Here is a 23,574-nt window from a genome sequence, read left to right as displayed (position 1 = left end):
AATCTAAAGTTACTTTTTTAGATTTACGGCTCCCATCTATATACTAATACATTTAGCGATAGTGCAGATATAAGTGCAGACGCTAGCCAAAACACTATGAAACACAAAGAAACACAAAAACAATAAAAACCTTGAAAATTCAAGGTTTTACGTGTCACAGTGAATCACTGTGTAACTGTATGGAGGAGAGGACGGGACTTGAACCCGCGAGGCCGTTAAGCCCTACACGCTTTCCAGGCGTGCCCCTTAGCCACTCGGACACCTCTCCTTATTTCTTTTAGCTTTAAAAAAGCTGGCCATGAGAGTTCTGCAATCTTCTTCTAGGATTCCCTCTGTCACTTCAAATTGGTGATTGAGTCTTTCATCCTGAGCTACCTCATAGAGGCTTTTTGCAGCACCAAACTTCGCATCTCTAGCTCCAAAGACGAGCCTTTTGATCCTAGCTTGGTGAAGGGCTCCCATGCACATTAAACAGGGCTCAATTGTAACATAGAGTGTGCACTCTGTCAACCTCCAGGCCTTAAGATGCCTAGATGCTTCCTGTATGGCTAAAATTTCTGCATGAGCTGTAGGGTCAAACTGTGTTTCTTTTCTATTGTAACCGCGTCCTATGATCTCTTCCCCACAGACGACGACTGCACCTATCGGGACTTCGTCTTTTCTGTAGGCTTTTTTTGCTTCTTCTATGGCTTCTAGCATAAAGAGTTCATCATTCATACGATCATCCTAATGGCTTGCGGAAGAACTTCTACATGAAGAGGAGTCTTCTCTATGATTTCACCTTCTAGATGTGCTTTGGTCTCCCCTTCTACTTCGATCTTCACGTTCTTCACTTTTCTATAAATGATACTTGGATAGCTTAGGTGTTCTGCCTTTAGAAGTTTACTGAAGAGCTTTATCACGTGAAACACATTGGTGTTCTTTAGCATGACGAGGTCTAGCTCTCCATCCTCTAAATCGGAGTGAGGTGACACATTCATTCCCCCACCAAAGTAGGAGCCGTTACTTACAATGACAATGATGGAGTCTTCTTTTATAACTTCGTCACCAAGAGTAATGGTGGCTTTCATGGGTTTAAAGGTTGCGATGGCTCTAAGGACACCTAGAAAATAAAGAGGTCCTGACTTAAGGGCTGCGCGCATTTTATTGACGTATTCTAAAGTAAGTACGTCGATTCCAATTCCTACGTTATTAATGAAGTAGTGGTCGTTAGCTTTCGCGATGTCAAACTCTTTGATCTGGTTCTTAAGGACTCGATCTATGAGTGCGTTAAAGTCTGTAGGTCCCGCTGCTTTTAAATAGAAATCATTCGCACTACCTACTGGAAAGAGTGTAAATGTATATTTATTAATTTCAAATGTGTTTAATATAGCGTTTAATGTTCCATCTCCCCCGCAGATGACGATATCTGTATAGGGTAGATTCTGTATATCTTTGTACTTCTCTTGAAAGATGTGTACTGAAGAGCTCGCATCGTGCGTCACCTGATGTCCTGCATCCTTGAGTGTGTGAATGAGTTTCTGTACGTGTTTTCTCTTTTTGTTCTTCCCCGCATTGATATTCTCAATGATTAAGAAATTCCTCATACGTTCTCCTAATGTTTCACGTGAAACACTCTGGAAAAGGTTTCACGTGAAACATGCTAAATTAGTTTATTGATTATTCTCTGTAGGTCGTCTTCAGAGTAGAAGCTGATTTCCATCGTGCTCTTCTTCTTACCCATCTTTAGTTCTACTTTAGTTCCTAACTTTTCGCTAATTTCGCGTTCTAAGCTTTCTACAAGGGGGTTCTTCTTGGGAAGCCTTCGCTTTGTTCCTTCTTTATAAGTTTTAGCTAGTTTCTCTAGGTCTCTTACGGAAAGCTTCTTCGTGATGGCAATGTTTGCTAGTTCCTCATAGTATTCAGGCTTTCCTGATAGGATTGCTCTTCCATGGCCTGCCGTTAGGAGTCCTTCTTCAATTTGGTTTATGACCGTTGCAGGGAGTTCTAATAATCTGAGGGTATTTGTCACAGCAACACGACTTTTTCCGATTGTTGTCGCTAATTCTTGCTGCGTTAAAGCGAAATCCTCGATTAATGTTTGATATCCTCTTGCTTCTTCAATGATATTTAGGTCTACTCTCTGTAAGTTTTCTACGAGAGCTACCTTTGCTTTCGTCAATTCGTCGTAATCACGTACGATAGCTGGTATTGTTTTCTGATTTGCGAGCTTACTTGCTCTATATCTTCTCTCCCCAGCAATGATTTCATAACCGTTTTCTACTTGTTTTACTAGTATTGGCTGAATCACACCATGTTCTAAGATGGAATTCTTGAGTTCTTCAAGACCTTCTTCATCAAAATATGTTCTCGGTTGCGTTGTATTCGGTCTGATGTTATCTAAATCGATCTCTACAACACCGCTATTTTCAGGTATTTGCTCTGTTTGTACGCTTAGTAGTGATCCTAATCCTTTACCTAATCCTGTCCTCTTAGCCATTTAACTCACTCCTTTTTAGAAACTCTTTCACCCACTTATTAAAGCTCCATGCTCCTGTGCTTAGCGGATCGTAGTCATAAATGCTCATTCCATAGCTAGGTGCCTCTGCTAAACGCACGTTTCTAGGGATTTGTGTCTCGTAAACCTTATCTCCAAAATAAGCCTTTACTTCATTCATTACATCTCTTGTCAGGTTATTTCTCCTATCGACCATGTTCAAAATGACTCCTTCAATGTCGATTTTAGGATTCAAACCTTGTTTGATCATGTTAACGGTTTCTACGAGTTGACTCAATCCCTCGAGCGCATAAAATTCGCACTGAATGGGAATTAATACGCTATCTGACGACGTGAGTGCGTTTATCGTAAGGATTCCTAAAGCTGGCGGGCAGTCAATTAGGATATAGTCGTACTTGTCCTTTTGATCTTCTAATGCCTTATACAGTAAGAAATCTCTATCCGCTTCATTTGCTAGATCGATCTGACTCGCAGCCAAATCGGGGGAAGAGGGAACGAGGTCTACGCGATCTAAAACGTTCAATTTTGCTTCTTCAATGCTTGCTTCGCCTAATAAAACGTCGTATGTTGTGAGTGTCTCTGAAGTTCTCGTTACACCAAAACCACTCGTTGCATTTGCTTGTGGGTCGAGGTCAATACACAGAACTTTCTTCTTCTTTTTTGCAAGTCCGGCGGCTAAGTTGATATGAATCGTCGTCTTTCCGACGCCGCCTTTTTGGTTAAATAATGATATGATCTTTCCCATAAGTCACCTCGTATCTATCATATCATGAAATAAAAAAAGAATCGCCCTTCTTCAAGGTGATTCTTGACTCAAAAAATATCACAGTGGATTTTTACTAGGCGTTCCTGCTTTTCTGGGATACGTCTTCTGTGTTTTTTCTTTCTTTTGTAGTTTTAGGATGCATCGGTCGTTGTTATTAAGTTCATATTGTTTAGTTTCTATTATATCTACTTTTAATATATTGATAGCGTTTTGAGCTTCCTGAAGTTCTTCTTCAATGCGTCTACTCTTATAACAGTAAGCATAACCATTTACTTTTAAGAAGGGTACGACGTATTCAAGGAGTACGGGAAGATTTGCGATAGCACGTGTGACGACGGCATCGTAGCGCTCACGATGAACTTTGCTCTGACCTAGATCTTCAAAGCGTCCGTGGAAGAGTTCTACATTTTTGATGTCTAATTCCTTTATCACTTCTTCTAAGAATGTCAGTCTCTTTTTTAAGGAGTCGATGAGGTGAAAGGTAACATCTTCCCTAAGTACCGCAAGGACAATTCCAGGAAACCCTGCACCTGTACCGAGATCTGCTACGAGATCGTTCGGTTTCAAGTTGAAGTAGGGTAGAGGAGTCATACTATCTAGAATGTGCTTCTCGTAAAACTCCTTTTCGTCGGTAATGGCTGTGAGATTCATGACCTTGTTCTTTTCAAGAACCATCTCTTGAAAACGCGCTAACTTCTCATTTGCTGTCATGTTTACTCCTAAAGTGTTCTAAGTACAGTAATAGGACTTGGATGTCAGAAGGGTTTACGCCAGAGATTCTAGAAGCTTGTCCGATGTTTTCAGGCATCGTGGCTTTGAGCTTTTGTCTCGCTTCGATTAAAAGTCCTTTGACATCGTCGTAGTCGATGGGTGGAATCTTCTTTTCCTCAAGTGATCTGAAGTGTTCCACCTGTTTTAACTGCTTATCAATATATCCTCTATACTTGAGTTCAACCTCGATGCCGTCGATGATTTCTCTTTGAACATTCGGTCGATTGGGATCAACTGTCTTTAGCTTTTCATACGTTACTTTAGAACGCGTGAGAAGCTGATAGAGGTTCGTATTTTCCTGTAGTTCGCCTTCATCGCACTCTTTAAGAATGGGGTTTGCATCGAGGAAACTGACCTTCGTCTCTTTGAGCCGCTTCTTTTCCGCTTCAATCTTTTCTCGCTTCGAAAGCAATCGTTGATAACGTTCTTCAGAAACGAGTCCTCTTTCATGGGCGATAGGGGTGAGGCGTTCGTCGGCATTATCTTGCCTTAAGATTAATCTGTACTCACAGCGCGATGTCATCATGCGGAAGGGTTCGTTTGTGCCCTTCGTGACGAGGTCATCGATGAGAACTCCAATATAAGCCTGATCTCTTCTTAAGATGAGAGGTTCTTTCTGTTCAAGGTAACAGACGGCATTGATGCCTGCGATTAATCCTTGGGCTGCCGCTTCTTCGTAACCACTTGAACCGTTAATCTGCCCTGCAAAGAAGAGCCCTTCGACAAAGCGAGATTCGAGACTGAGTTTTAGCGTCGTAGGATCGATCGAATCGTATTCAATGGCGTAACCGGGACGCATGATTTTTACGTTTTCTAGTCCGTCGATGGACTTCAAAAAAGACTCTTGAACATCCTCAGGTAGGGAAGTACTCATACCTTGTACGTAGAGTTCTTTCGTGTCGATTCCTTCTGGCTCTAGGAAGAGCTGGTGCCTGGGCTTATCTTTAAAGCGCGTAATCTTATCCTCGATCGAGGGGCAGTATCTCGGTCCCGTTCCTTCAATGAGTCCAGAAAAGAGCGCACTCTTTTCAATGTTTTCTTCAATAATTCGGTGCGTTTCTTCGTTTGTATAACCGAGGAAGCATGGAATCTGATCAATCTCTAAAGAGTCATGTAAGAAGCTAAAGGGAACGATCTCATCATCACCGGGATGAAGGGTGAGTTTGGAGTAATCGACGCTATCCTTATGAATACGTGCTGGTGTACCCGTCTTAAAGCGACGAAGCGAATGACCAAGTGATTCAATGCTCTTTGAAAGCTCATGGCAGTTTTTAAAACCACTCGGACCGATGTCGATCACCTTGTGGCCTAAAAAGACAGAACTCTTTAAGTAGGTTCCAGTCGCTAGAATGACGGTCTTTCCCTCGATCGTAATCCCTGAAAGAAGCTCTACCTTAAACGTATCGTCTTTCGTGATATTTATGACCTCTCCTTGACGCAGATCTAAGTACTCCTGATCTTCAAGGCACTGTTTCATAAATACATGGTAGCTTCTCTTATCCATCTGTGCTCGAAGCGAATGTACAGCAGGTCCTTTGGCCGTATTTAGCATCTTCGATTGAATCGTCGCATGATCGGCAGCGATCCCCATCATGCCACCCAAGGCATCGATCTCACGCACGAGGTGGCCTTTTCCCGTTCCACCGATGTTGGGATTACAAGCCATGAGACTAATGGCATCGAGGCTAATCGAAAGAATGAGCGTATGCTTTTTTTGTTTTGCGGCGATGAGAGCAGCTTCTACACCTGCGTGCCCAGCACCGATGACGATCACATCATACATTTATTTACCTACACAAAAACGTGCAAAGACTTCCTTTATCACGTCACCTTCCAAGCGTTCGCCTAAGACAAAGCCAATTTGATTATAAGCTTCCTTCATATCGACTTCGATATAGTCGTAGAAGACGCCTAAATCAATTCCCTCGAGTGCTTCATCGATCGCTTTTTTAGCTCTTCGAAGTCCTTCCAGCTGTCTTTCATTACTGATGAGGGGGAGGGATTCATCGCTATCTAATTTTTCGATAAAAGAAAGAATGCTCTCTTCAAGTTCTGTGATTCCTTTTTTATCCTTAGCACTAATATAGAAACCATCTTCTGGTATGTTATCTAAAAGATCAGCCTTATTATGAACGATTAAATCGTGTGGCTTAAGCTTATCCATGAGCATCTTTTCATTCTCATCGATCGCTTCTTTGCTATCTAAAAGAAGAATTACAATATCGGCTTCATCCATGGCCTTTAGACTTCTTTCAACTCCAAAGCGTTCAATCTGATCGTCCGTCTCTCGAATACCAGCCGTATCGATCACTCGAACCATGTAACCACCCAGTAGAAGCGTGTCTTCTACCGTATCTCTCGTCGTTCCTGCAATGTCCGTAACGATAGCACGATCTCTTCCCAGTAGTGCGTTTAATAGTGAGCTTTTTCCTACGTTAGGCTTACCGACGATGGCAAGCTTTAACCCACTATCCATTATGGTCGCTTTTTTCGCATTCCTTAAAAGAATCTCTAGCTTCTCTTGAAGTTCTGTAAGCTTTTCTTTTAATTCCTGCTCGGTGAGTTCACTATCGGTTTCTTCCGGATAATCGATCGCTAAAGCGAGCTTTGAAAGAACGAAAAGAACACCTTCTTTTAGTTCATTTAATGTCTCTAGCGTATCGCCTTTTAAGTGCTTTAGATGGTTTGAAAAAGCACTTTCTGATCCTGTAATGAGTTCGTGCACTGCCTCGGCTTGCGTCAAATTCATGCGTCCATTTAATACAGCGCGCTCACTGAATTCTCCTCTTTCAGCACTTCTTGCACCGAGCTTTAAGAGAAAACGCTGAACACGTGTGAGGGCATTCTTCCCACCATGGGAGTAGATTTCTACCATATCTTCACCCGTATACGTTTTAGGCGCGTTAAGATAGACGACCATCACCTCATCGATGAGCTCATCTCCATCTTTTAAATAGCCGTAGCAAAGCTTTCTCGGTTCTTTCGTAAACCGAGCTCCTGTAAAGTGTGGTTCTACGAGACTTCCTACGCCCGTACCACTTAACCTCACAATGCCTATTGCTGCTTGACCTAAACCTGTTGAAATGGCAGAAATGATATCCATACTCCTCCAAAAAGGATAACCCAGTCAAGACTGGGTTATCGGTTTAAAAAGATAATGATCTTGCGATAGGGATCTTGTCCTTCCGAACGTGTAGATACCCTACGATCTTTTGCTAGTGCCGAGTGAACGATGCGACGTTCATAGGCATTCATGGGATTTAACATGATGTCTCGGCGCTGTTTCTTCGCTTTATCAGCCATGCGATAAGCGAGATCTTCGAGTGCTTGCTTACGCTTTTCACGGTAGTTTTCCGTATCTAAAAGCACATGCGTATAGTTATCTTTTCCATTGACGGCAAGGTTTGTAAGATATTGGAGAGCATCTAAAGTCTTTCCACGCTTTCCAATGAGAAGCGCCATATCTTCACCCTTTAGTTCACAGCACAGTTGATTTTCTTCTGGCGTAAACTGTACGTCACAGTCGATTCCCATATGCTTTGTCACTTGTAAAAGATAATTTTTTACTCGACCCTCTAATTCAGCATCCTGAACGGGTGCTTCGACCTTTTCTTCGTGAATTTCTTCCTTCACTTCGACAGGCTTTACAGGTTCTTCCACTTTCTTTTCTTTTACAACGGGAGCTTTTTCTTCAACGGCTTGCGTCTCTTTTTTCCAGACGCGAACACGTGCATCTTTGGCTCCGAAAATACCGAAAAGTCCCTTTGACTCACGCTCTAGGACTTCGTATTCTATTTCGGACTCTTGAAGGTCTAAGTCGATTAACGCGAGTTCAATCGCTTCTTCGACGGTACGACCTGATTTTTCAATTTCTCTCATTTCACTTCCTCAGTTTCCTGTTGACGAAACTTAAGATTTAAAACCTGATCTTGAATGAGCTGAATGATATTCGATGCAGCCCAGTAGAGGATAAGTCCTGCAGGATAGCTTGTAGCAAAAGCAAGAATTAAAACAGGACCCATGTAGAGCATAAAGTTCATATTGGGCATTTTTGGTCCATTGGGATCAGGTTTTGGCTGATTAGCCATAGACATTTTTGCAGTTAAGTACGTAAAAATAGCAGCGATGATCGGTAATAGCCCAGGTACACGATCCATGCCTGATACTTTAATTACGTTCATTAATGTGTCAGGAGCTGACATGTTAGGTAGCCACATAAAACTCTGACTGAGAGCTTCTTGTGGTAATCCGTATTCTACTGGATTTCTAAGCACAGCAAAGAGTCCAAATAGAACAGGAAGTTGGATCAATAAGGGAAGACAACCACCTAAAGGGTTGTGTCCGTGCTCCTTATAGAGCTCCATCGTCTTCATATTGAGTGTTTGAGGATCTTTTGCATACTTGCGTTGAAGCTCTTGAATTTTCGGTTGCAGCTTTTGCTGCATTGCCATATTCTTTTTTTGCGAGATATTAAGGGGTAAAAGGATAAAGCGTACCAAAATTGTAAAGCAAATAATCGTCCAACCATAGCTGTGAATCACGGAAAATAGAGTATTTAACAGCCAGGCGATTCCTTGATGAATGAATTGCAATCTGGTTCTCCTTACTCAAGTGGATCGTATCCACCGGGATTGAATGGATGACATTTTAAAATGCGCTTGATGCTTAAATACAAACCCTTAATCGCTCCGTATTTTTCAATCGCTTGATAGCTATACTGAGAGCAAGTAGGGTAGAAGCGACAAGCTCGAGGGGTATGAGGGGATATGTGTTTCTGATAAAATCGAATCAGAAATAAAAATAATTTTTTAGTCATCCTAATTTGTTCAGTTCTTCTTGAAGGGCACGCTTTAACGACTCAAATTCTATCGTCAGTGAGCGTCCTCTTGCTACGAGAACAAGGTCATAGCCTTCTGGAAGAGGAAGTTCTCTAATGGCTTCTTTTAATCTTCTTCGGGCTCGGTTACGGGTGACAGCATTACCTATCTTTTTACTAACGGTGAAACCAATTTTTGTTTGATTTTGGCGATTTTTTACGGCATAGAGAACAAAGCTCTTCGTTACAAAACTTCGCCCTTTACTGTAGGCTCTTTGGAACTCTCGATTATTTTTAATGCTAATCATGGTCTCACCCTTACGAAAAAAGACCACTTGTTTGCGGTCTAGGCACTAAGTACTTTTCTTCCCTTCGCACGACGGCTCTTTAATACTCTTCTTCCTGATTTAGTGCTCATTCTAGCACGGAAACCGTGAACCATGGAACGTTGGCGTTTTTTTGGATGGAACGTTTCTTTCATTCAACTCACCTCCTTTTATGATTTAGGATTTAGTTCCTGAGCGAGTTACTACGGTTCTATATTATACGTTTGAATGAGGTGAGTGTCAATAAAAATCGCTTTTCGTCACATTTTATTTGTGGATAACTCGTTTTTTTAACTTGAAACGACCTCGGTTAGATGCTAAAATTATTTCAAATGTTGATAACTGCTTTGTGGTTTGTTTTTTTTATCCTATTTTTGCCATAATGTTGATAAAAGTGTGTATAAGGTTGTTATTATCCACAATTTTCAATCCTTTTCGGTTTGTGAAAAAGCGTGGAACACCTTAGTAAGAAAATCACTTATAAAAAGCAGTCGGAAATTTTGTTTAAAACGATGTGGAGCGAAAGAGAAGGAAAATCTGTGGAAAACAACGTGAATTACACTAAAACAGCCGAACAATTTGATAAGGTAAAGGTGCGAATTAAAGAAATCGTCGATGGCGTTTCCTATAATACGTGGTTTGAGCCGTTGACCTTTTTTAATGAAGATAACCAGACCATCTATCTGATGAGTCCTAGTTCGTTTACACAAAGCGTCATCTTAAAGCGTCGTTATCCTGAAAAACTAAAGGAACTCTTCTTTGAAGAGACGGGCATTGCAAAGGACTTTATGATTTTAAGTCCCGAGGATGTCGATAATAGCACCCCTTTAAAAGATGATGGAATGGATCATTCCAATCTCAACCCCAAGTACGTTTTTGAAGACTTTATCGTTGGAAATAACAACAACTTCGCACATGCTGCTTGTGTAGCTGTAGCAGAAGACCCCTCTGAAAGCTTTAACCCACTATTTATCTACGGTGGTGTAGGACTCGGTAAGACGCACCTCATGCAAGCGATCGGTCATCATATTAAAAATAAAAATCCTCATGCCAAGGTGCTCTATACCTCGAGTGAGAACTTTACGAATGAATTCATCCAGTCTTTAAAAAATGACCGCGGTGAGAACTTCAGAAACCGCTATCGTAACATCGACGTCCTCTTAATCGACGATATTCAGTTCATCGCCGATAAAAGACAGACACAAGAGGAGTTCTTCCATACCTTTAACGAACTCTACAATAATAACCGTCAGATTGTCATCAGTTCTGACCGCCCACCGAGTGAAATCAATACGTTAGCAGATCGTCTTCGCTCTCGCTTTGAATGGGGCCTCATTACAGACATTCAGCCACCGGACTTTGAAACGAGAGTCGCAATTCTTCAAAAGAAAGCCGAAAAAGACGGAAAAAATGTTCCTTCCGAAGTCTTCGATTTAATCGCAAAGAACGTCAAATCGAACATTCGTGAACTCGAAGGAGCACTCAATAAAGTCAATGCATATTCGAGTCTCGTGGGACGTGAAATCGACCTCGAGCTAACAAAAGAAGCACTTCAAGATATTCTCATCAGAAACCTTCCTAAGGCCATCGATGAAAAATTTATTCGTGAAGTCATTTGTACTACCTTTGAAGTGACTGAAAAAGAGCTCGATTCCCCGAGAAGAACGAAAAAGATCGCTTATCCAAGACAGATTGCTATGTACTTAATTCGAGAATACACCGACCTTTCGCTTCCTAAAATTGGTGAGATCTTCGGTGGTCGCGATCACTCGACAGTTGTCCATGCCTGCGATAAGATTACGAAGGAATTAGAGACTAATACGACGACACAAACGCTCATCGAAAACTTGAAAAAAGAACTCATGATTGAGTAACACTTTTTTGTGTATAAAAAGAGCTTTTCTTGGGAAAACGAACCCCTGTGTATGAAGCCTTTTTTGAAAGGATTTTCTCCACATCCTTATCCCAAGCGTGCAACGATAGAACTCTAATGGTATAATGATCTATGCACATAACAAACAGGCTCTACTACTACTACTGATCCTAATGAACTAGGTTAAGACTGGAGGAGACATGAAATTTACCGTAAACCAAGCTGAGCTTATTTATGCGCTCAATATTTTATCGAGAGCCATTTCTACCAAAACGACGTTAGAAGTACTTAAAGGTATTTTCATCGAAGCCAAAGAAGATCATATCGTCATGAAGAGCAATGACTTGAGCATGTCTATTATCGTCACCGTTCCAGCAGTAGTAGAACGTCAAGGAAGTACGGTCATCGAAAGTCGTTTCTTTAATGACATCGTAAGAAAGCTTCCAGAAGACGGTATTACGATTGAAAAGAAAGACGATCATACGTCACTCGTCTGCTTCATGAGTCATTATAAACTCATGCAGATGGATGAATCGACCTTCCCACAAATTAAAGAAATTGAAGAGGGTAAGGTCATTACGATCAATCAATCGATCTTCTCAAACATGATTCGCATGACAAACTTTGCTGTAAGTCGTGATGAAACGCGTCCTACCTTAACAGGTAGCTTAATTGAAGTCAAAAACAACGAAATGAAGATGGTTTCAATCGACGGCTTCAATATCGCAATTAAGAAGGTTCCCGTTCAAGATGCACCAGATTTAAGCGTTATCATTCCTGGTAGGACCTTAAGCGAGATTCAAAAGATCACAGCCTATAACGTCGATGACAACCTCATCATGAACGTCACAGATAACTATGTTTCCTTTACGTTCGGTAATGTCGTCATCATCTCTAAAGTCTTAGAAGGTGAATACATCAAGTACGAACAAGTCATTTCGAGCGATTTTCCGATCGATATCGAAGTAGACAGTAGAGACTTCTATGAAGCCATCGACCGTGCAGCACTTATGGCCAATCAGTCACGTAGTTACATTGAAATCTTCGACTTTGCAGACGATAAGGTAACGATCACCTCACAATCGGAGATGGGTACAGCGATGGAAGAAGTTGATATCCGTAAAAATGGAAGTGACATTCGCATCGGCTTTAACCCCAACTACTTAATTAAAGCCCTCCGAGTCATCGATGACGAGGTACTTCGAATTCGAATGAGCTCCCCTGTAAGGCCATGCTTCATTCAGCCTAAGGACAACGATAGCTACGAATATTATCTCGTTCCCATTCGAATTAATCAGTAATCTAAGCATGGAAGAATCCATGCTTTTTTAAAAGGAGAATTCATGATTCTTACGATCAAAGAAGAATTTATTAAACTCGATTCGCTACTTAAATACGCCAATGTCGTAGATACGGGTGGCTTTGCAAAGCACCTCATTCAAGAGGGCTTTGTTAAGGTCAATGGAGAGGTATGCACGATGAGAGGAAAGAAGATTCGAAAGGGTGATACCGTCGAAGTCGAGTATTCGGATGAAATCAATACCATTAAAGAGACTATAGGAGTTACGAATGAACTATAAGCGTGAATTTATCGAATTTCTACTCGCTTCGAATGTTCTTACATTCGGTGACTTTACGACAAAAAGCGGTAGAAAGACGCCTTACTTTTTAAACTTTGGAAATATCAAAAGCGGCAGTGCGCTTTCTGGCATTGGTCGCTACTATGCAGAAAACTATAAGGCACACTTTAATGGAAATCACGTCCTCTATGGTCCTGCTTATAAAGGTATTCCGCTCGCCGTTTCTACAAGTATCGCTTTAAGTGATACGTATAACCTAGATGTCACCTTTAACCGAAAGGAAGTAAAGGATCACGGTGAGGGAGGCGTCTTTGTAGGAAAAAAACTCGAAGCGAACGATTCGATAGTGATCGTTGAAGACGTCATTACAGCAGGTACGGCGATCCGTGAAACACTAGCTCTTTTAGAGCCATACAACGTAAAAGTAGATGGCATCCTTATTGGAGTCGACCGCATGGAAAAGGGAACGACCGATCAGTCAGCCATCGAAGAGATTGAAGAACTCTTAAAGATCAAAGTCTATCCTGTCGTTACGATTCGAGAAATTATTAAAGATCTCTACAATAGAAAAGTGAATGGAAAAGTCTATATCGATGATGAGATGAAGGAACGCATCGAAGCATACTTAGCTCTCTATGGAACGGAGCGCGCAAAAAATGGAGAAAATTGAAGAAGGTAAGCTTCAAACTTGGCACTGGATTTTTAGCTTTTCGCTCACGATCTACCTCTTTTTAAGACTCGTCCTTCGCTTTACCGTCGATCAGATGGATAGTGCGAGGATGCTTACGATCACTTCAGATGAGTGGAGAATCTTCTTTTTTAGCGATCCCGTCATGATGATTTTAGCTTTTTTATTTACGGTCTTAATTCGAGAGCTCTATTCACAAAAGCGCTATGAATTAAGTACGATTTTTACGGTTATCATGCTCGTACCGCTCTTCTTAGGTTTTAGATTCCAGTATCCAACACTTCTTCCGATTCCGATTTTAGTACTCGACTTTTTAGCACTCAAATGGTATCGAAGGTAAAAAAAAAGCCCCTAGGGCTTTTTTTATTGCTGATTCATAATACCGAGCTTTTCAAAGAGATAGAAGAAAGAGCTTAGTACGACTGCGACGACGCTTGCAAGAACCATTCCCTTTAATTCAATCGTTCCAAATTTCAGTGTAAGACCACTTAAACCAGAAACGAAAACGACAGAAGTAAGAATTAAGTTCTTAGAGATCGAGTAATCGACCTTAGCATCGACGAGAAGACGAATGCCGCTCGTTCCGATCATTCCGTAAAGTAAGAAGGTGACACCGCCAATGACATTGCCGGGAATCGTTTGAATGAGAGCAGCTACAGGTCCGATAAAGGCCATGATGATACTAATAAGACCTGCTCCTGCAATGACTTGAACACTATAGACTCCTGTAATCGCCATGACGCCGATGTTTTCTCCATACGTTGTCGTAGGTACACCACCGACAAGTCCTGAAAGAGCCGTAGAGAAGTTATCGGCAAAGATCGAACGATGAAGGCCAGGATCTTTTAGAAGGTCACGTCCTATGATGTTTGAAGTAACGACTTGGTGAGAGATGTGTTCACTCGTAATGACTAAGAGTACGGGTAGCATGATGAGTACACTGTCCCAGTTGAAGCTTGGAAGCTGGAAGTGGGGAATCGTAAAGAATTTAGCCGTAAGAACGGGTGTGAAATCGATCATTCCTAAAGCGAGCGATGTGATATAACCGCCAATGATAGCGATTAGAATCGGGATTGCTGAGAGAAAACCTCTAAAGAGGACAGATCCTAAAATAGCAATGAGTAGGGTGACAAAGAAGACGATGAGATCATTCGGTGTAGAGTTTTCTACCATGATGTTTGCGCCGATCGCACCACCCTGAACCGTTAGCGGTGTCAGTTCAAAACCGATGAGACTAACGACAGCACCCATTGCAGCCGGAGGAAGTACCGTATCGATCCACTTGATACCAAATTTATAAATGATAAATGCAAGCACACAACCGAGTAGACCGACGGCGATAAAGCCCGTTTGAGCGTAGTTAAATCCGTATTTTGCAATGATCACGCCAGCTGGTGTTAAAAAAGCAAAGCTAGAACCGAGGTATGCAGGAGCTTTTCCCTTGGTAATGAGAATAAAGAGGAACGTTCCGATACCGTTCATGAAGAGCACGACGCTTGGATCCATCTGAAAGATCAAGGGGACGAGGACACTCGCACCGAACATCGCAAAGGTATGTTGAAGTGAGAGTGGCAGGAGAAGTTTTGCAGGAACTTTTTCTTCAACTTGATAGACTTTTTTCATAAAACCTCCGGAATTTAGGCAAAAAAAAACCTGATTTTTCGAGAAAAAAACAGAGTTTCTTGGTCAATAATACCAAAAAAAAAGACAAGAAACAAGGAAAGAATACTTCGTTATTGGATTAAGAAGAGAAGTTTTGTATAATAGACGAGGAGAATGATATGGAAAAATGGAAGAGAAATTTATATATCGTATGGACAGGGCAGGTTTTAAGCCAGATCTCCTTCGGCTTTGGTCTGCCTTTTATGCCGTACTTTTTAAAAGAAGATCTAGGAGTCATTGATCCTACGACACTGAAATATTTTACGGGACTACTCAGCATGGCACCGGCTTTAAGCATGGCTTTTATGGCACCCGTATGGGGTAGACTCGCAGACCTAAAGGGAAGAAAACTCATGATGCTTCGAGCGATGTTTTCAGCCTCTATCATCATTTTCTTAATGGGTCTTTCGACGAGTGCTTGGATGCTTTTAGGCTTACGTACACTTCAAGGCTTTTTTACAGGAACCGTCGGTGCAGCCAATGCCTTTATCGGATCTAATTCCCCGAAAGAACACATGAGCTATGCCTTAGGAGTCCTGAGTTCTGCGAACTTCTTAGGCTTTTCCATTGGACCCTTTTTAGGTGGAATCTGTGCCGAATCCTTAGGCTTTAGAGCTTCCTTCTACATTGGTGCGCTCATTATGCTTATTGGTGCACTGATGACGCTCTTTTTTATTCACGAGGACCCATCGACTTATGGAATTAAGAAGTCAGACACGAAGAACACGACACTAAAGACAATGTTTCAGAGCGTCGGTATTATTCTCGTCGTACTCCTCTTACTCCGCTTTTTACGTAGTCTCTTTCCGCCCTTTATGCCGCTTTATCTCGAGGAACTTCACGGCAAAGAAGGAATCATTCGAATTAACGGTAATGTCGCTATGGGCATTAGCTTAGCGACGGCTTTAAGTGGTTTTACGCTCTCGAGACTCGGTGATAAGTGGTCGAAGAGCAAAGTTGTACTCATCCTCCTTGCGATTGTCATTGCGATCAATGGCTATCTCATTGTAAACAAAGGCTTCTGGGAATTTGTCATCTTCTACATTCTTTTAAGCTTTTTTATCGGAGGAATCGAGCCACTACTCACATCCCTTTCAACAGAACGCGTCGATCCCTTGCACCGCGGACAGCTCTTCGGTTACTTAGGACTCGTAGGTGGCTTGGGCTGGGCACTAGCACCTGCCGTAGGAAGTGTTTTATCCGTTCAATTTGGCTATCATTCGCTCTTTTATGCCATGGTCGTAACGCTCATTATGAACTTTTTCATGGTTCTTTACGACAAGAGAAAGGGACCTAAGAATGAACGATCTCTTTAAGCTCTTTACTAGCTTTTTTAAGATCGGCATGCTCACTTTCGGGGGAGGTTATACGATGCTTCCCTTACTCGAGCGTGAATGCGTCGATAAAAATCAGTGGGTCACTAATGAAGAGCTTTTAGATTACTATGCCATCGGTCAAGTGATACCTGGAATCATTGCAGTGAACACTGCCAATTTCATCGGTCACAAGGCGATGGGAAAGAAGGGGAGCCTTGTTTCCGTCTTAGGAATGGTCGCTCCCTCGATTGTTATTATCACCCTCGTCTACTACTTCTTTACACCGCTCATGACATCGCCTATCGTCGCACGAGGCATGGTAGGTATTCGAATCGCCGTGAGCGCTCTCGTCTTAGATGCACTTCTAAAGATGGCGAAAAAAGGAGTCAAGGACATCTTCACCTTGATCCTCTTTTTCGTGAGTGCTTCTCTGATTCTCTTTAGCTCCATCAATCCTGCACTACTTGTTCTCGTCGGAGGACTCGTAAGCATTGTAATAGGGAGAGTGAAATGAACTTTTTCTATCTCCTCTGGGAATTCTTTATCACCGGCCTCTTTTCGATCGGAGGAGGCTTAGCGACGATCCCCTTCTTACAGTCGATGGCCGAACGCTACGACTGGTTTACGAAAGAAGAACTCGTCGACATGATCGCGATTAGTGAATCGACCCCTGGACCGATCGGTATCAACATGGCAACCTTCTCTGGCCTAAGAGCAGAAGGGATCGTCGGGGGTATCCTTGCGACCTTAATCATGGTCGTACCTTCTATGATCATCGTCTTTCTACTCATACGAGTTCTGAATGCTTATAAAGAATCAAAGACCATAAAGGATCTCTTCTATGGACTAAGAGCCGTCAGTGCCGGATTAATCCTAGCTGCTCTCTTTTCTATCTATCCCAAAGCGAGCCTAAAGGTCATTCCTTTATCCCTCTTTTTACTCCTCTTTTTTCTCATCCGAAAGTTCCCAAAAATCCATCCCATTTTCTTTTTAATGGCAGGTTTTTTAGTCAGTTTAATCCTTCCTTTAGCCTAACCGTAGAGCCCTTCTTAAAAGGGCTCTTTTTATTGAAAAATCAATAAAAAAATGCTATAATAATACTGTATAAAGAGGGTGGGATGAAGCTATTAAAAGCACGTTTATATCAAGTTCGAAATTATCAAGATGAATTTTTTTCTTTTGATCCAAATATCAACTTAATTATAGGAAAAAATGCACAAGGAAAGACGAATCTTTTAGAAGCCGTCTACCTCGCTTGTACAGGAAAGCCTTTTCGTACTTCAAGAACGAAAGATATGATCTCTTTCGGAAAAGAGCGAATGGAACTGAGGCTCATTTTTGAGTCCTTTGGAAAAGAAAAGGACTTTCGCTATCAATTAGACAAAAAAAGCCATCTCTTTCACATCAATCAAGTAAGCTTTTCCTCGAGAGCAGAGCTCTTCGGGAATTTTCCTATGGTTCTCTTCTCACCAGACCATTTAAAGATGGTTCGAGAAGGTCCTTCCGAACGTAGAGATTTTTTAGATCGAGAGATTTCCTTTCTTTCAAAAACTTACTTTTATAAGCTCCTTCGCTATCAAAAGCTACTCTCTGAAAGAAATGCACTGCTTCGAAGTGAACGTGTCGATGAGACGCTTCTGAGTGTCTACGACGAGGGTATGAGCGAAGCCAATGCCTTTCTCTTTGAAAAGCGAAAAGATTTTCTTCAAAAACTCGCTGAAGTCGCAAAAGAGACGCATCGTAAGATCAGCTCTGGACGAGAAGAACTCGCTTTAAGTTATGAATCCGATGGTTTTTCCGAGTTTTCTTTAAGTGAACGCCTAAAGAGAAAGAGAAGCCAAGAACTACGCATGAGAACGACGACAGAGGGCATTCACCTCGATGACTTTCGCGTGGAATTAAATGGAATCGATGTGAGGAGGTTCGGCTCTCAAGGTCAACAACGTTCCGCTGCCCTAAGTATCTTCTTATCGCTCATTCCTTTTATCGAAAGTCAGACAAAGGAATCGCCGATCATCCTCTTGGATGACGTCTTTAGTGAGCTCGACGAACTTCGTCAAGAACAAATTTTAGAACACGTACAGAACCATCAAGTGCTCATAAGCACCACCGATGTTGGAAAGATACAGCTACCAGCCAATCTCATTGAGATTGAAGCGGGAAAAAATGTAGGAGGCTATTTTGGTTAATGATTATACCGCGGATAAGATCGAGGTCCTCGAGGGGTTAGAGCCTGTTCGAGTGAGACCAGGTATGTATATCGGTTCCACCGGACCGAGAGGACTTCACCACCTCGTCTATGAAATTGTCGATAACTCCATTGACGAAGCGCTCAATGGCTTTGCCGATACCATTTCGATTACGATTTTAAAAGATAATACGGTAGAGGTTTCGGATAACGGCCGTGGAATGCCTGTCGATATTCATCCGAAGCTTAAAAAGCCAGCGGTTGAAGTCATTCATACGGTGCTTCACGCCGGTGGTAAGTTTAATAATAACGAATACAAGGTTTCGGGCGGTCTTCACGGTGTCGGTGCTTCAGTTGTTAACGCCTTAAGTGAAAGGATGGAGGTCGATGTCCATAAGGATGGTTCGATCTATCGCATCGCTTTTTCACGCGGTAAGACGACGGAAGAGATGCACATCATCGGAACAACCGATCGCTCGGGATCGACGACGCGCTTTTTAGCCGACGGAACGATCTTTGAGACGCTCGATTACGACTATAAGACGCTCGAAAATCGTTTTCGTGAGATGGCCTTTTTAAATAAAGGCATCCGTATTGTCTTTACTGACGAAAGGACAGAAAAGTCCCATGACTTCTGTTACGAGGGAGGACTTCGTGAATTCGTCAACTACATCAATGAATCGAAGACGGCTCTCCATCAGTCGGTTATCTACGGCGATAAGAACAATGCCGATGAACAAGGCACCGAAGTCGAAATAGCCATTCAATATACTGACCAGTACAACGAAAACATCTTTAGCTTTGTAAATAATATCAATACGATCGAGGGTGGTACACACCTCACGGGCTTTAAGACAGCACTCACAAGAGCCATAAACGACTACGCTAGAAAAAAAGGCATGCTAAAAGAGTCAGAGGAAGCACTCCTCGGTGAAGACATTCGTGAAGGTATCACAGCGATCGTTTCCGTTAAGGTCTCACAGCCTCAATTTGAAGGTCAGACGAAGACAAAATTAGGTAACTCCAACGTCCGTTCAACGGTCGATAGCATTACAGGTGAGATGCTCACACAGTTTTTAGAAGAGAACCCTTCCGAAGCGAAGATCATCGTCGATAAGTGCATCCGCTCAGCGAAGGCTAGAGAAGCTGCTAAGCGTGCCCGCGAGATCACTCGAAGAAAGGGTCTTCTAGATGGTTTTAGCTTACCAGGAGCCCTCTGGGACTGCTCCGAAAAGGATCCCTCAAAGAGCGAGATCTTCTTAGTCGAGGGTAACAGTGCAGGCGGCAGTGCAAAGGGTGCTAGAGACTCTAAGTATCAAGCTGTACTTCCGCTTCGGGGTAAGATTCTTAACGTCGAAAAAGCAAACTTCCATCGCATCTTAAACTCTGAGATGATTCGAAATATGATCACAGCCTTTGGCGTCGGTGTAGGAGAGGAGTTTGATGTCACGAAACTTCGCTACCATAAGATCGTCATCATGACCGATGCCGACGTCGATGGAAGTCACATTCGAACACTCCTTTTGACCTTCTTCTATCGCTACATGCCCTCTTTAATCGAAAAGGGACATATTTACATCGCACAGCCTCCGCTCTTTGGCGTAAAGAGTGGAAAAAAGATCACTTATGCCTTCTCTGACGTAGAGCTCAAGGAAATTTTAGATGAGCAAAAGGGAACGGTACAGCGCTATAAGGGTCTTGGAGAAATGGACGAAGAACAGCTTTGGGACACGACCATGGATCCACAGCACCGCATTCTTTTAAAGGTCACGATTAACGACGCCGTAGAAGCCGATCGCATCTTCTCTACGCTCATGGGTGATGCCGTAGAACCGAGAAGGCTCTTTATTCAAGAGAATGCCACTTACGCAGAGCTCGATATCTAGGAGGATCAAGTGGAAGAAATTAGAGACGAAATACAGCACGCTGACATAGCGAGGACCATGGAAAAGGCCTACATCGACTATTCGATGACGGTCATTACAGCACGTGCTCTTCCCGACGTCCGTGACGGTTTAAAGCCTGTTCATAGACGTATCCTCTATGCCATGAATCAGCTATCCCTTACGAGTGATAAACCGCATAGAAAATCGGCAACCATCATCGGTGAAGTCATGGGTAATTTTCATCCCCATGGTGACAGTGCCATCTACGGATCACTCGTTCGTTTAGCGCAAAGCTTTAGCATGCGCTATCCCTTAATCGATGGTCACGGTAACTTCGGTTCCATGGACGGTGACATGCCAGCAGCCATGCGTTATACCGAAGCGAGAATGAGTGGACTTGCAAGCGAACTCCTTCGAGATATCAATAAAAACACCGTCGACATGTATCCAAACTTCGACGAGACACAGCTTCAGCCTTGGGTTCTACCCTCTCGTTTTCCGAACCTTTTAGTGAATGGTTCGACGGGTATCGCCGTCGGTATGACGACTTCGATTCCTCCTCACAACATGGGTGAAGTGATCGATGCCACGACAGCCCTCATCGATGACCCCGATCTTACGATCGATGAACTCTTAGAGATTATTAAGGGACCAGACTTTCCTACGGGTGCTCTCATCATGGGCCGTGAGTCCATGCGAAGAGCATATAAGACGGGAACGGGAAGACTTAAAATTCGATCGCGAGCGACGATTGAAGAGCAGTCGAATGGAAAATTCAGAATTGTCGTAACAGAAATTCCTTACATGACGAATAAGGCCAAGCTCCTCGAATCGATCGCCGATCTCGTAAAACAAAAGAAGATCGACGGCATCACGGAGCTTCGCGACGAATCGAACCGAAATGGCGTAAACATCATCATCGAACTTCGTCGTGACGCGAACCCCAATGTCATCTTAAATCAGCTCTATAAGCTATCGCCACTACAAAGCACCTTCTCGATGATCTTTATCGCACTCGATAAAGGCGTTCCGAAGACCTTTAACCTAAAACAGCTCCTAGAAAAGTACATTGAGCACCAGGTAGATGTCGAGACGAGACGCATCCAATACGATCTCGAAAAAGCGAGAGAGCGTGCCCATATTGTAGAGGGTCTCTTAAAGGCACTCGATATCATCGATGAAATCATTCGCGTCATCCGCAGTGCCTACGACGATGCTAAAGAACAACTCATGAACGAGTTTGGCTTCAGTAAAATTCAAGCAAACTCCATTCTACAGATGCAACTACTTCGTCTTCAAGGTCTCGAATACGATAAGCTCGCCGACGAACTCAAAGAGCTTCAAGAGGCCATCGCCTTCTATGAGAGCGTACTCAGTGATAAGAACCTACTCATGGGTATCATTAAGGACGATTTAAACGCTCTAAAGGCCAAGTATAACGATGAACGAAGGACTTCGATCGAAGCGAACCTCGATGACATCGAGGACGAAGATTTGATCGACGAAAAGAAATCGATCGTAACGCTAACAAAGCGTGGCTATGTAAAACGCGTCGACCAAGAGACGTATCAAGCACAAAATCGCGGTGGACGCGGTATTACGGGACTATCGATGCGAGATGAAGACCTCGTCTTAGATATCTTCAGTACCTCGACTCATAGCTACTTACTCTTCTTTACGGACCTTGGTAAAGTTTACCGTCAGAAGGCTTACATGATTCCTGAATCGACGCGTCAGTCGAAGGGAACACCGATTGTAAACCTCCTTCAGCTTGAAGCCGAAGAGAGCGTTACAAACATCCTTCCTGTAAACGACTTCGACGAACGCTTCATCGTAGCCGTAACCAAGAAGGGTATGATTAACCGCTTACGTCTACAGGATCTCGATACGAATCGTCAAAGTGGTTTGAAGTTTATGAATCTCGACGAAGATGATCGAATCATTAGTGTTCGTCTTTCAGAGGCCAAATTCGACCTCTTTGTCGCAACGAAGCTCGGTCAAGCCATTCGATTCTCACCAGAGACGATGCGCACTCTTGGTCGTGGAACGAGAGGTGTACGAGCCATTCGACTACGCGAAGGTGACGAAGTCATCGGCCTTGACATCATTAAACCCGATACCTTTATCTTTACGATTACAGAAAATGGGTATGGAAAACTTACAGAACCCGATCAATATCGTACGCAAGGTCGTAACGGAATGGGTATCTTAAACTATAAGATCTCAGAAAAGACAGGTCCTGTCGTTTCGAGTGCTTGTGTTGACAGGGGAGATGAGATTCTACTCATCAATTCCTTAGGCGTCGTCATTCGCGTCCGCATGAGTGACGTCAGTGTCATCGGACGTAATACATCAGGTGTTCGCATCATGCGTCTTCCAGAAGGGGAGCAATTGATCGGAGGAACGAAGGCCCTTGAGATCGAAGAAGAACTTGAAGAACCACGCGAGGAACCATTGGATACAGAATTAAAAGAGGAGGAAGATTCGTATGGCTATTAAAATTCGAAGTCTCTTTTCAGAAAAAAAAGATCGTTGGGAAGTAAAAGTCATCGGTGAGGTCGACATCGACACAGCAGCTGAACTCAAGCAAAAGCTCATCGACATCATCGAAGACAAGAACCGCACCGTCATCATTAATGCAGAGGAACTCGATTATATCGATTCAACGGGTCTAGGAATGCTCATCGGTATCGTTAAGCGCCTAAGAGTAGAGAACAACGACCTCATTATTGCTGGTGCAAAACCAAGTATTGTAAAACTCCTAAAAATCACTGGACTTGATAAAGTCTTTTTAGTGAAGGAGGAATGATGGAACGCTTTTCTTTCACGCTTCCTGCGAACAAAGAATACGTCATCGCAGCGCGCCTACTTGCTACGAGCTTAGCAGGAGTCGCTGGTTTTGATGTAGAAAAGATCGAAGACATTCGCTTAGCCGTCGGTGAAGCCTGTAATAATGCCGTCATCCACGGAAAGTCAACCGATTCGATCGACATGCACATCGAACTCGATCAAGAGATGATCTCCATCTCCATCAAGGACCGTGGTCCTGGCTTTGATACCTCAAGACTCGGAGCCGTCGACCTTGAAGCTTACGATGGAAGTGGATTAGGCCTCTTTATCATCGATTCTGTAATGGATGAAGTGAAGCTCTCTTCTTCCACAAACGAAGGCACTGTAATCCAAATGACGAAAAAGAAATAGAGGA

General features: G+C 42.8%; 26 protein-coding genes and 1 tRNA gene. 13 read left to right on the top strand and 14 right to left on the bottom strand.

Annotation, left to right across the window (positions count from 1 at the left end):
* Positions 1–180: 180 nt before the first annotated feature.
* The 13 genes from ACUB3H_RS04650 to rpmH form a co-directional block, all read right to left on the bottom strand.
* Positions 181–268: transfer RNA gene (locus tag ACUB3H_RS04650), tRNA-Ser, on the bottom strand.
* Positions 247–717, bottom strand: a complete 471-nt coding sequence (gene tadA / locus ACUB3H_RS04645) for a tRNA adenosine(34) deaminase TadA (protein ID WP_459129495.1) — start codon at positions 715–717, stop codon at positions 247–249. Before tadA ends, ACUB3H_RS04650 begins: the two co-directional genes overlap by 22 nt.
* A complete protein-coding gene (locus tag ACUB3H_RS04640) occupies positions 714–1,586 on the bottom strand; it encodes a diacylglycerol/lipid kinase family protein (RefSeq protein ID WP_459129494.1) in 873 nt (290 codons plus the stop codon). Before ACUB3H_RS04640 ends, tadA begins: the two co-directional genes overlap by 4 nt.
* 56 nt (positions 1,587–1,642) lie before the next feature.
* Positions 1,643–2,479, bottom strand: a complete 837-nt coding sequence (locus ACUB3H_RS04635) for a ParB/RepB/Spo0J family partition protein (protein WP_459129493.1) — start codon at positions 2,477–2,479, stop codon at positions 1,643–1,645.
* The gene (locus ACUB3H_RS04630) at positions 2,472–3,242 is read right to left on the bottom strand and encodes a ParA family protein (protein ID WP_459129492.1); all 771 of its coding nucleotides are present in this window, start codon (positions 3,240–3,242) and stop codon (positions 2,472–2,474) included. Before ACUB3H_RS04630 ends, ACUB3H_RS04635 begins: the two co-directional genes overlap by 8 nt.
* Before the next feature lie 78 nt (positions 3,243–3,320).
* Positions 3,321–3,974: a 16S rRNA (guanine(527)-N(7))-methyltransferase RsmG gene (gene rsmG / locus ACUB3H_RS04625; RefSeq protein WP_459129491.1), complete on the bottom strand. Its 654-nt coding sequence runs from the start codon at positions 3,972–3,974 to the stop codon at positions 3,321–3,323.
* Positions 3,961–5,817, bottom strand: coding sequence for a tRNA uridine-5-carboxymethylaminomethyl(34) synthesis enzyme MnmG (mnmG, locus tag ACUB3H_RS04620; RefSeq protein ID WP_459129490.1), 1,857 nt, complete (start codon positions 5,815–5,817; stop codon positions 3,961–3,963). Before mnmG ends, rsmG begins: the two co-directional genes overlap by 14 nt.
* A complete protein-coding gene (mnmE, locus tag ACUB3H_RS04615; protein WP_459129489.1) occupies positions 5,818–7,137 on the bottom strand; it encodes a tRNA uridine-5-carboxymethylaminomethyl(34) synthesis GTPase MnmE in 1,320 nt (439 codons plus the stop codon).
* Between the two features lie 35 nt (positions 7,138–7,172).
* Entirely contained in the window at positions 7,173–7,913 is a 741-nt protein-coding gene (gene jag, locus ACUB3H_RS04610; protein WP_459129488.1) for an RNA-binding cell elongation regulator Jag/EloR, read from the bottom strand.
* Positions 7,910–8,626 (bottom strand): YidC/Oxa1 family membrane protein insertase, encoded by a 717-nt coding sequence (locus tag ACUB3H_RS04605; protein ID WP_459129487.1) that lies wholly within the window; start codon positions 8,624–8,626, stop codon positions 7,910–7,912. Before ACUB3H_RS04605 ends, jag begins: the two co-directional genes overlap by 4 nt.
* An 11-nt stretch (positions 8,627–8,637) precedes the next feature.
* A complete protein-coding gene (yidD, locus tag ACUB3H_RS04600) occupies positions 8,638–8,850 on the bottom strand; it encodes a membrane protein insertion efficiency factor YidD (protein ID WP_459129486.1) in 213 nt (70 codons plus the stop codon).
* Complete coding sequence (gene rnpA, locus ACUB3H_RS04595) at positions 8,847–9,158, bottom strand: ribonuclease P protein component (protein WP_459129485.1); 312 nt, start codon at positions 9,156–9,158, stop codon at positions 8,847–8,849. Before rnpA ends, yidD begins: the two co-directional genes overlap by 4 nt.
* A 38-nt stretch (positions 9,159–9,196) precedes the next feature.
* Positions 9,197–9,331, bottom strand: a complete 135-nt coding sequence (rpmH, locus tag ACUB3H_RS04590; protein ID WP_459129484.1) for a 50S ribosomal protein L34 — start codon at positions 9,329–9,331, stop codon at positions 9,197–9,199.
* Positions 9,332–9,688: 357 nt separating this feature from the next.
* On the opposite strand from rpmH, the gene dnaA reads away from it, so the two are divergent.
* From dnaA to ACUB3H_RS04565, 5 genes are all read left to right on the top strand, one after another.
* Entirely contained in the window at positions 9,689–11,050 is a 1,362-nt protein-coding gene (dnaA, locus tag ACUB3H_RS04585; RefSeq protein WP_459129845.1) for a chromosomal replication initiator protein DnaA, read from the top strand.
* A gap of 199 nt (positions 11,051–11,249) precedes the next feature.
* Positions 11,250–12,350: a DNA polymerase III subunit beta gene (gene dnaN, locus ACUB3H_RS04580; RefSeq protein WP_459129483.1), complete on the top strand. Its 1,101-nt coding sequence runs from the start codon at positions 11,250–11,252 to the stop codon at positions 12,348–12,350.
* 42 nt (positions 12,351–12,392) lie between these two features.
* Positions 12,393–12,629: an RNA-binding S4 domain-containing protein gene (locus ACUB3H_RS04575; protein ID WP_459129482.1), complete on the top strand. Its 237-nt coding sequence runs from the start codon at positions 12,393–12,395 to the stop codon at positions 12,627–12,629.
* Positions 12,619–13,299, top strand: a complete 681-nt coding sequence (gene pyrE, locus ACUB3H_RS04570) for an orotate phosphoribosyltransferase (protein WP_459129481.1) — start codon at positions 12,619–12,621, stop codon at positions 13,297–13,299. The genes ACUB3H_RS04575 and pyrE overlap by 11 nt, the downstream gene beginning before the upstream one ends.
* Positions 13,286–13,657, top strand: coding sequence for a hypothetical protein (locus ACUB3H_RS04565; protein ID WP_459129480.1), 372 nt, complete (start codon positions 13,286–13,288; stop codon positions 13,655–13,657). The genes pyrE and ACUB3H_RS04565 overlap by 14 nt, the downstream gene beginning before the upstream one ends.
* 23 nt (positions 13,658–13,680) lie before the next feature.
* Here the strand turns inward: ACUB3H_RS04565 and uraA are convergent, their stop codons facing one another.
* Positions 13,681–14,940 carry a uracil permease gene (gene uraA / locus ACUB3H_RS04560; protein ID WP_459129479.1) on the bottom strand — a complete coding sequence of 420 codons (1,260 nt, stop codon included), beginning with the start codon at positions 14,938–14,940 and terminating at the stop codon, positions 13,681–13,683.
* A gap of 158 nt (positions 14,941–15,098) precedes the next feature.
* Here uraA and ACUB3H_RS04555 point away from each other — a divergent pair, with 158 nt between their 5' ends.
* The 8 genes from ACUB3H_RS04555 (at position 15,099) to ACUB3H_RS04520 (ending at position 23,570) form a co-directional block, all read left to right on the top strand.
* A complete protein-coding gene (locus ACUB3H_RS04555) occupies positions 15,099–16,295 on the top strand; it encodes an MFS transporter (RefSeq protein WP_459129478.1) in 1,197 nt (398 codons plus the stop codon).
* Positions 16,279–16,809, top strand: coding sequence for a chromate transporter (locus tag ACUB3H_RS04550; RefSeq protein ID WP_459129477.1), 531 nt, complete (start codon positions 16,279–16,281; stop codon positions 16,807–16,809). The genes ACUB3H_RS04555 and ACUB3H_RS04550 overlap by 17 nt, the downstream gene beginning before the upstream one ends.
* Complete coding sequence (locus ACUB3H_RS04545) at positions 16,806–17,330, top strand: chromate transporter (RefSeq protein WP_459129476.1); 525 nt, start codon at positions 16,806–16,808, stop codon at positions 17,328–17,330. The genes ACUB3H_RS04550 and ACUB3H_RS04545 overlap by 4 nt, the downstream gene beginning before the upstream one ends.
* Positions 17,331–17,413: 83 nt before the next feature.
* Positions 17,414–18,484: a DNA replication/repair protein RecF gene (recF, locus tag ACUB3H_RS04540; RefSeq protein ID WP_459129475.1), complete on the top strand. Its 1,071-nt coding sequence runs from the start codon at positions 17,414–17,416 to the stop codon at positions 18,482–18,484.
* Positions 18,477–20,369, top strand: coding sequence for a DNA topoisomerase (ATP-hydrolyzing) subunit B (gene gyrB, locus ACUB3H_RS04535; protein WP_459129474.1), 1,893 nt, complete (start codon positions 18,477–18,479; stop codon positions 20,367–20,369). Before recF ends, gyrB begins: the two co-directional genes overlap by 8 nt.
* Positions 20,370–20,378: 9 nt before the next feature.
* Positions 20,379–22,868: a DNA gyrase subunit A gene (gyrA, locus tag ACUB3H_RS04530; protein WP_459129473.1), complete on the top strand. Its 2,490-nt coding sequence runs from the start codon at positions 20,379–20,381 to the stop codon at positions 22,866–22,868.
* Entirely contained in the window at positions 22,858–23,178 is a 321-nt protein-coding gene (locus tag ACUB3H_RS04525; RefSeq protein ID WP_459129472.1) for an STAS domain-containing protein, read from the top strand. Before gyrA ends, ACUB3H_RS04525 begins: the two co-directional genes overlap by 11 nt.
* The gene (locus ACUB3H_RS04520; protein WP_459129471.1) at positions 23,178–23,570 is read left to right on the top strand and encodes an ATP-binding protein; all 393 of its coding nucleotides are present in this window, start codon (positions 23,178–23,180) and stop codon (positions 23,568–23,570) included. Before ACUB3H_RS04525 ends, ACUB3H_RS04520 begins: the two co-directional genes overlap by 1 nt.
* Positions 23,571–23,574: the final 4 nt, after the last annotated feature.

The organism is Guggenheimella bovis, assembly GCF_054492335.1.
The sequence above is the reverse complement of the archived record's forward strand: the minus strand, read 5'-3'. Positions and strand labels throughout refer to the sequence as shown.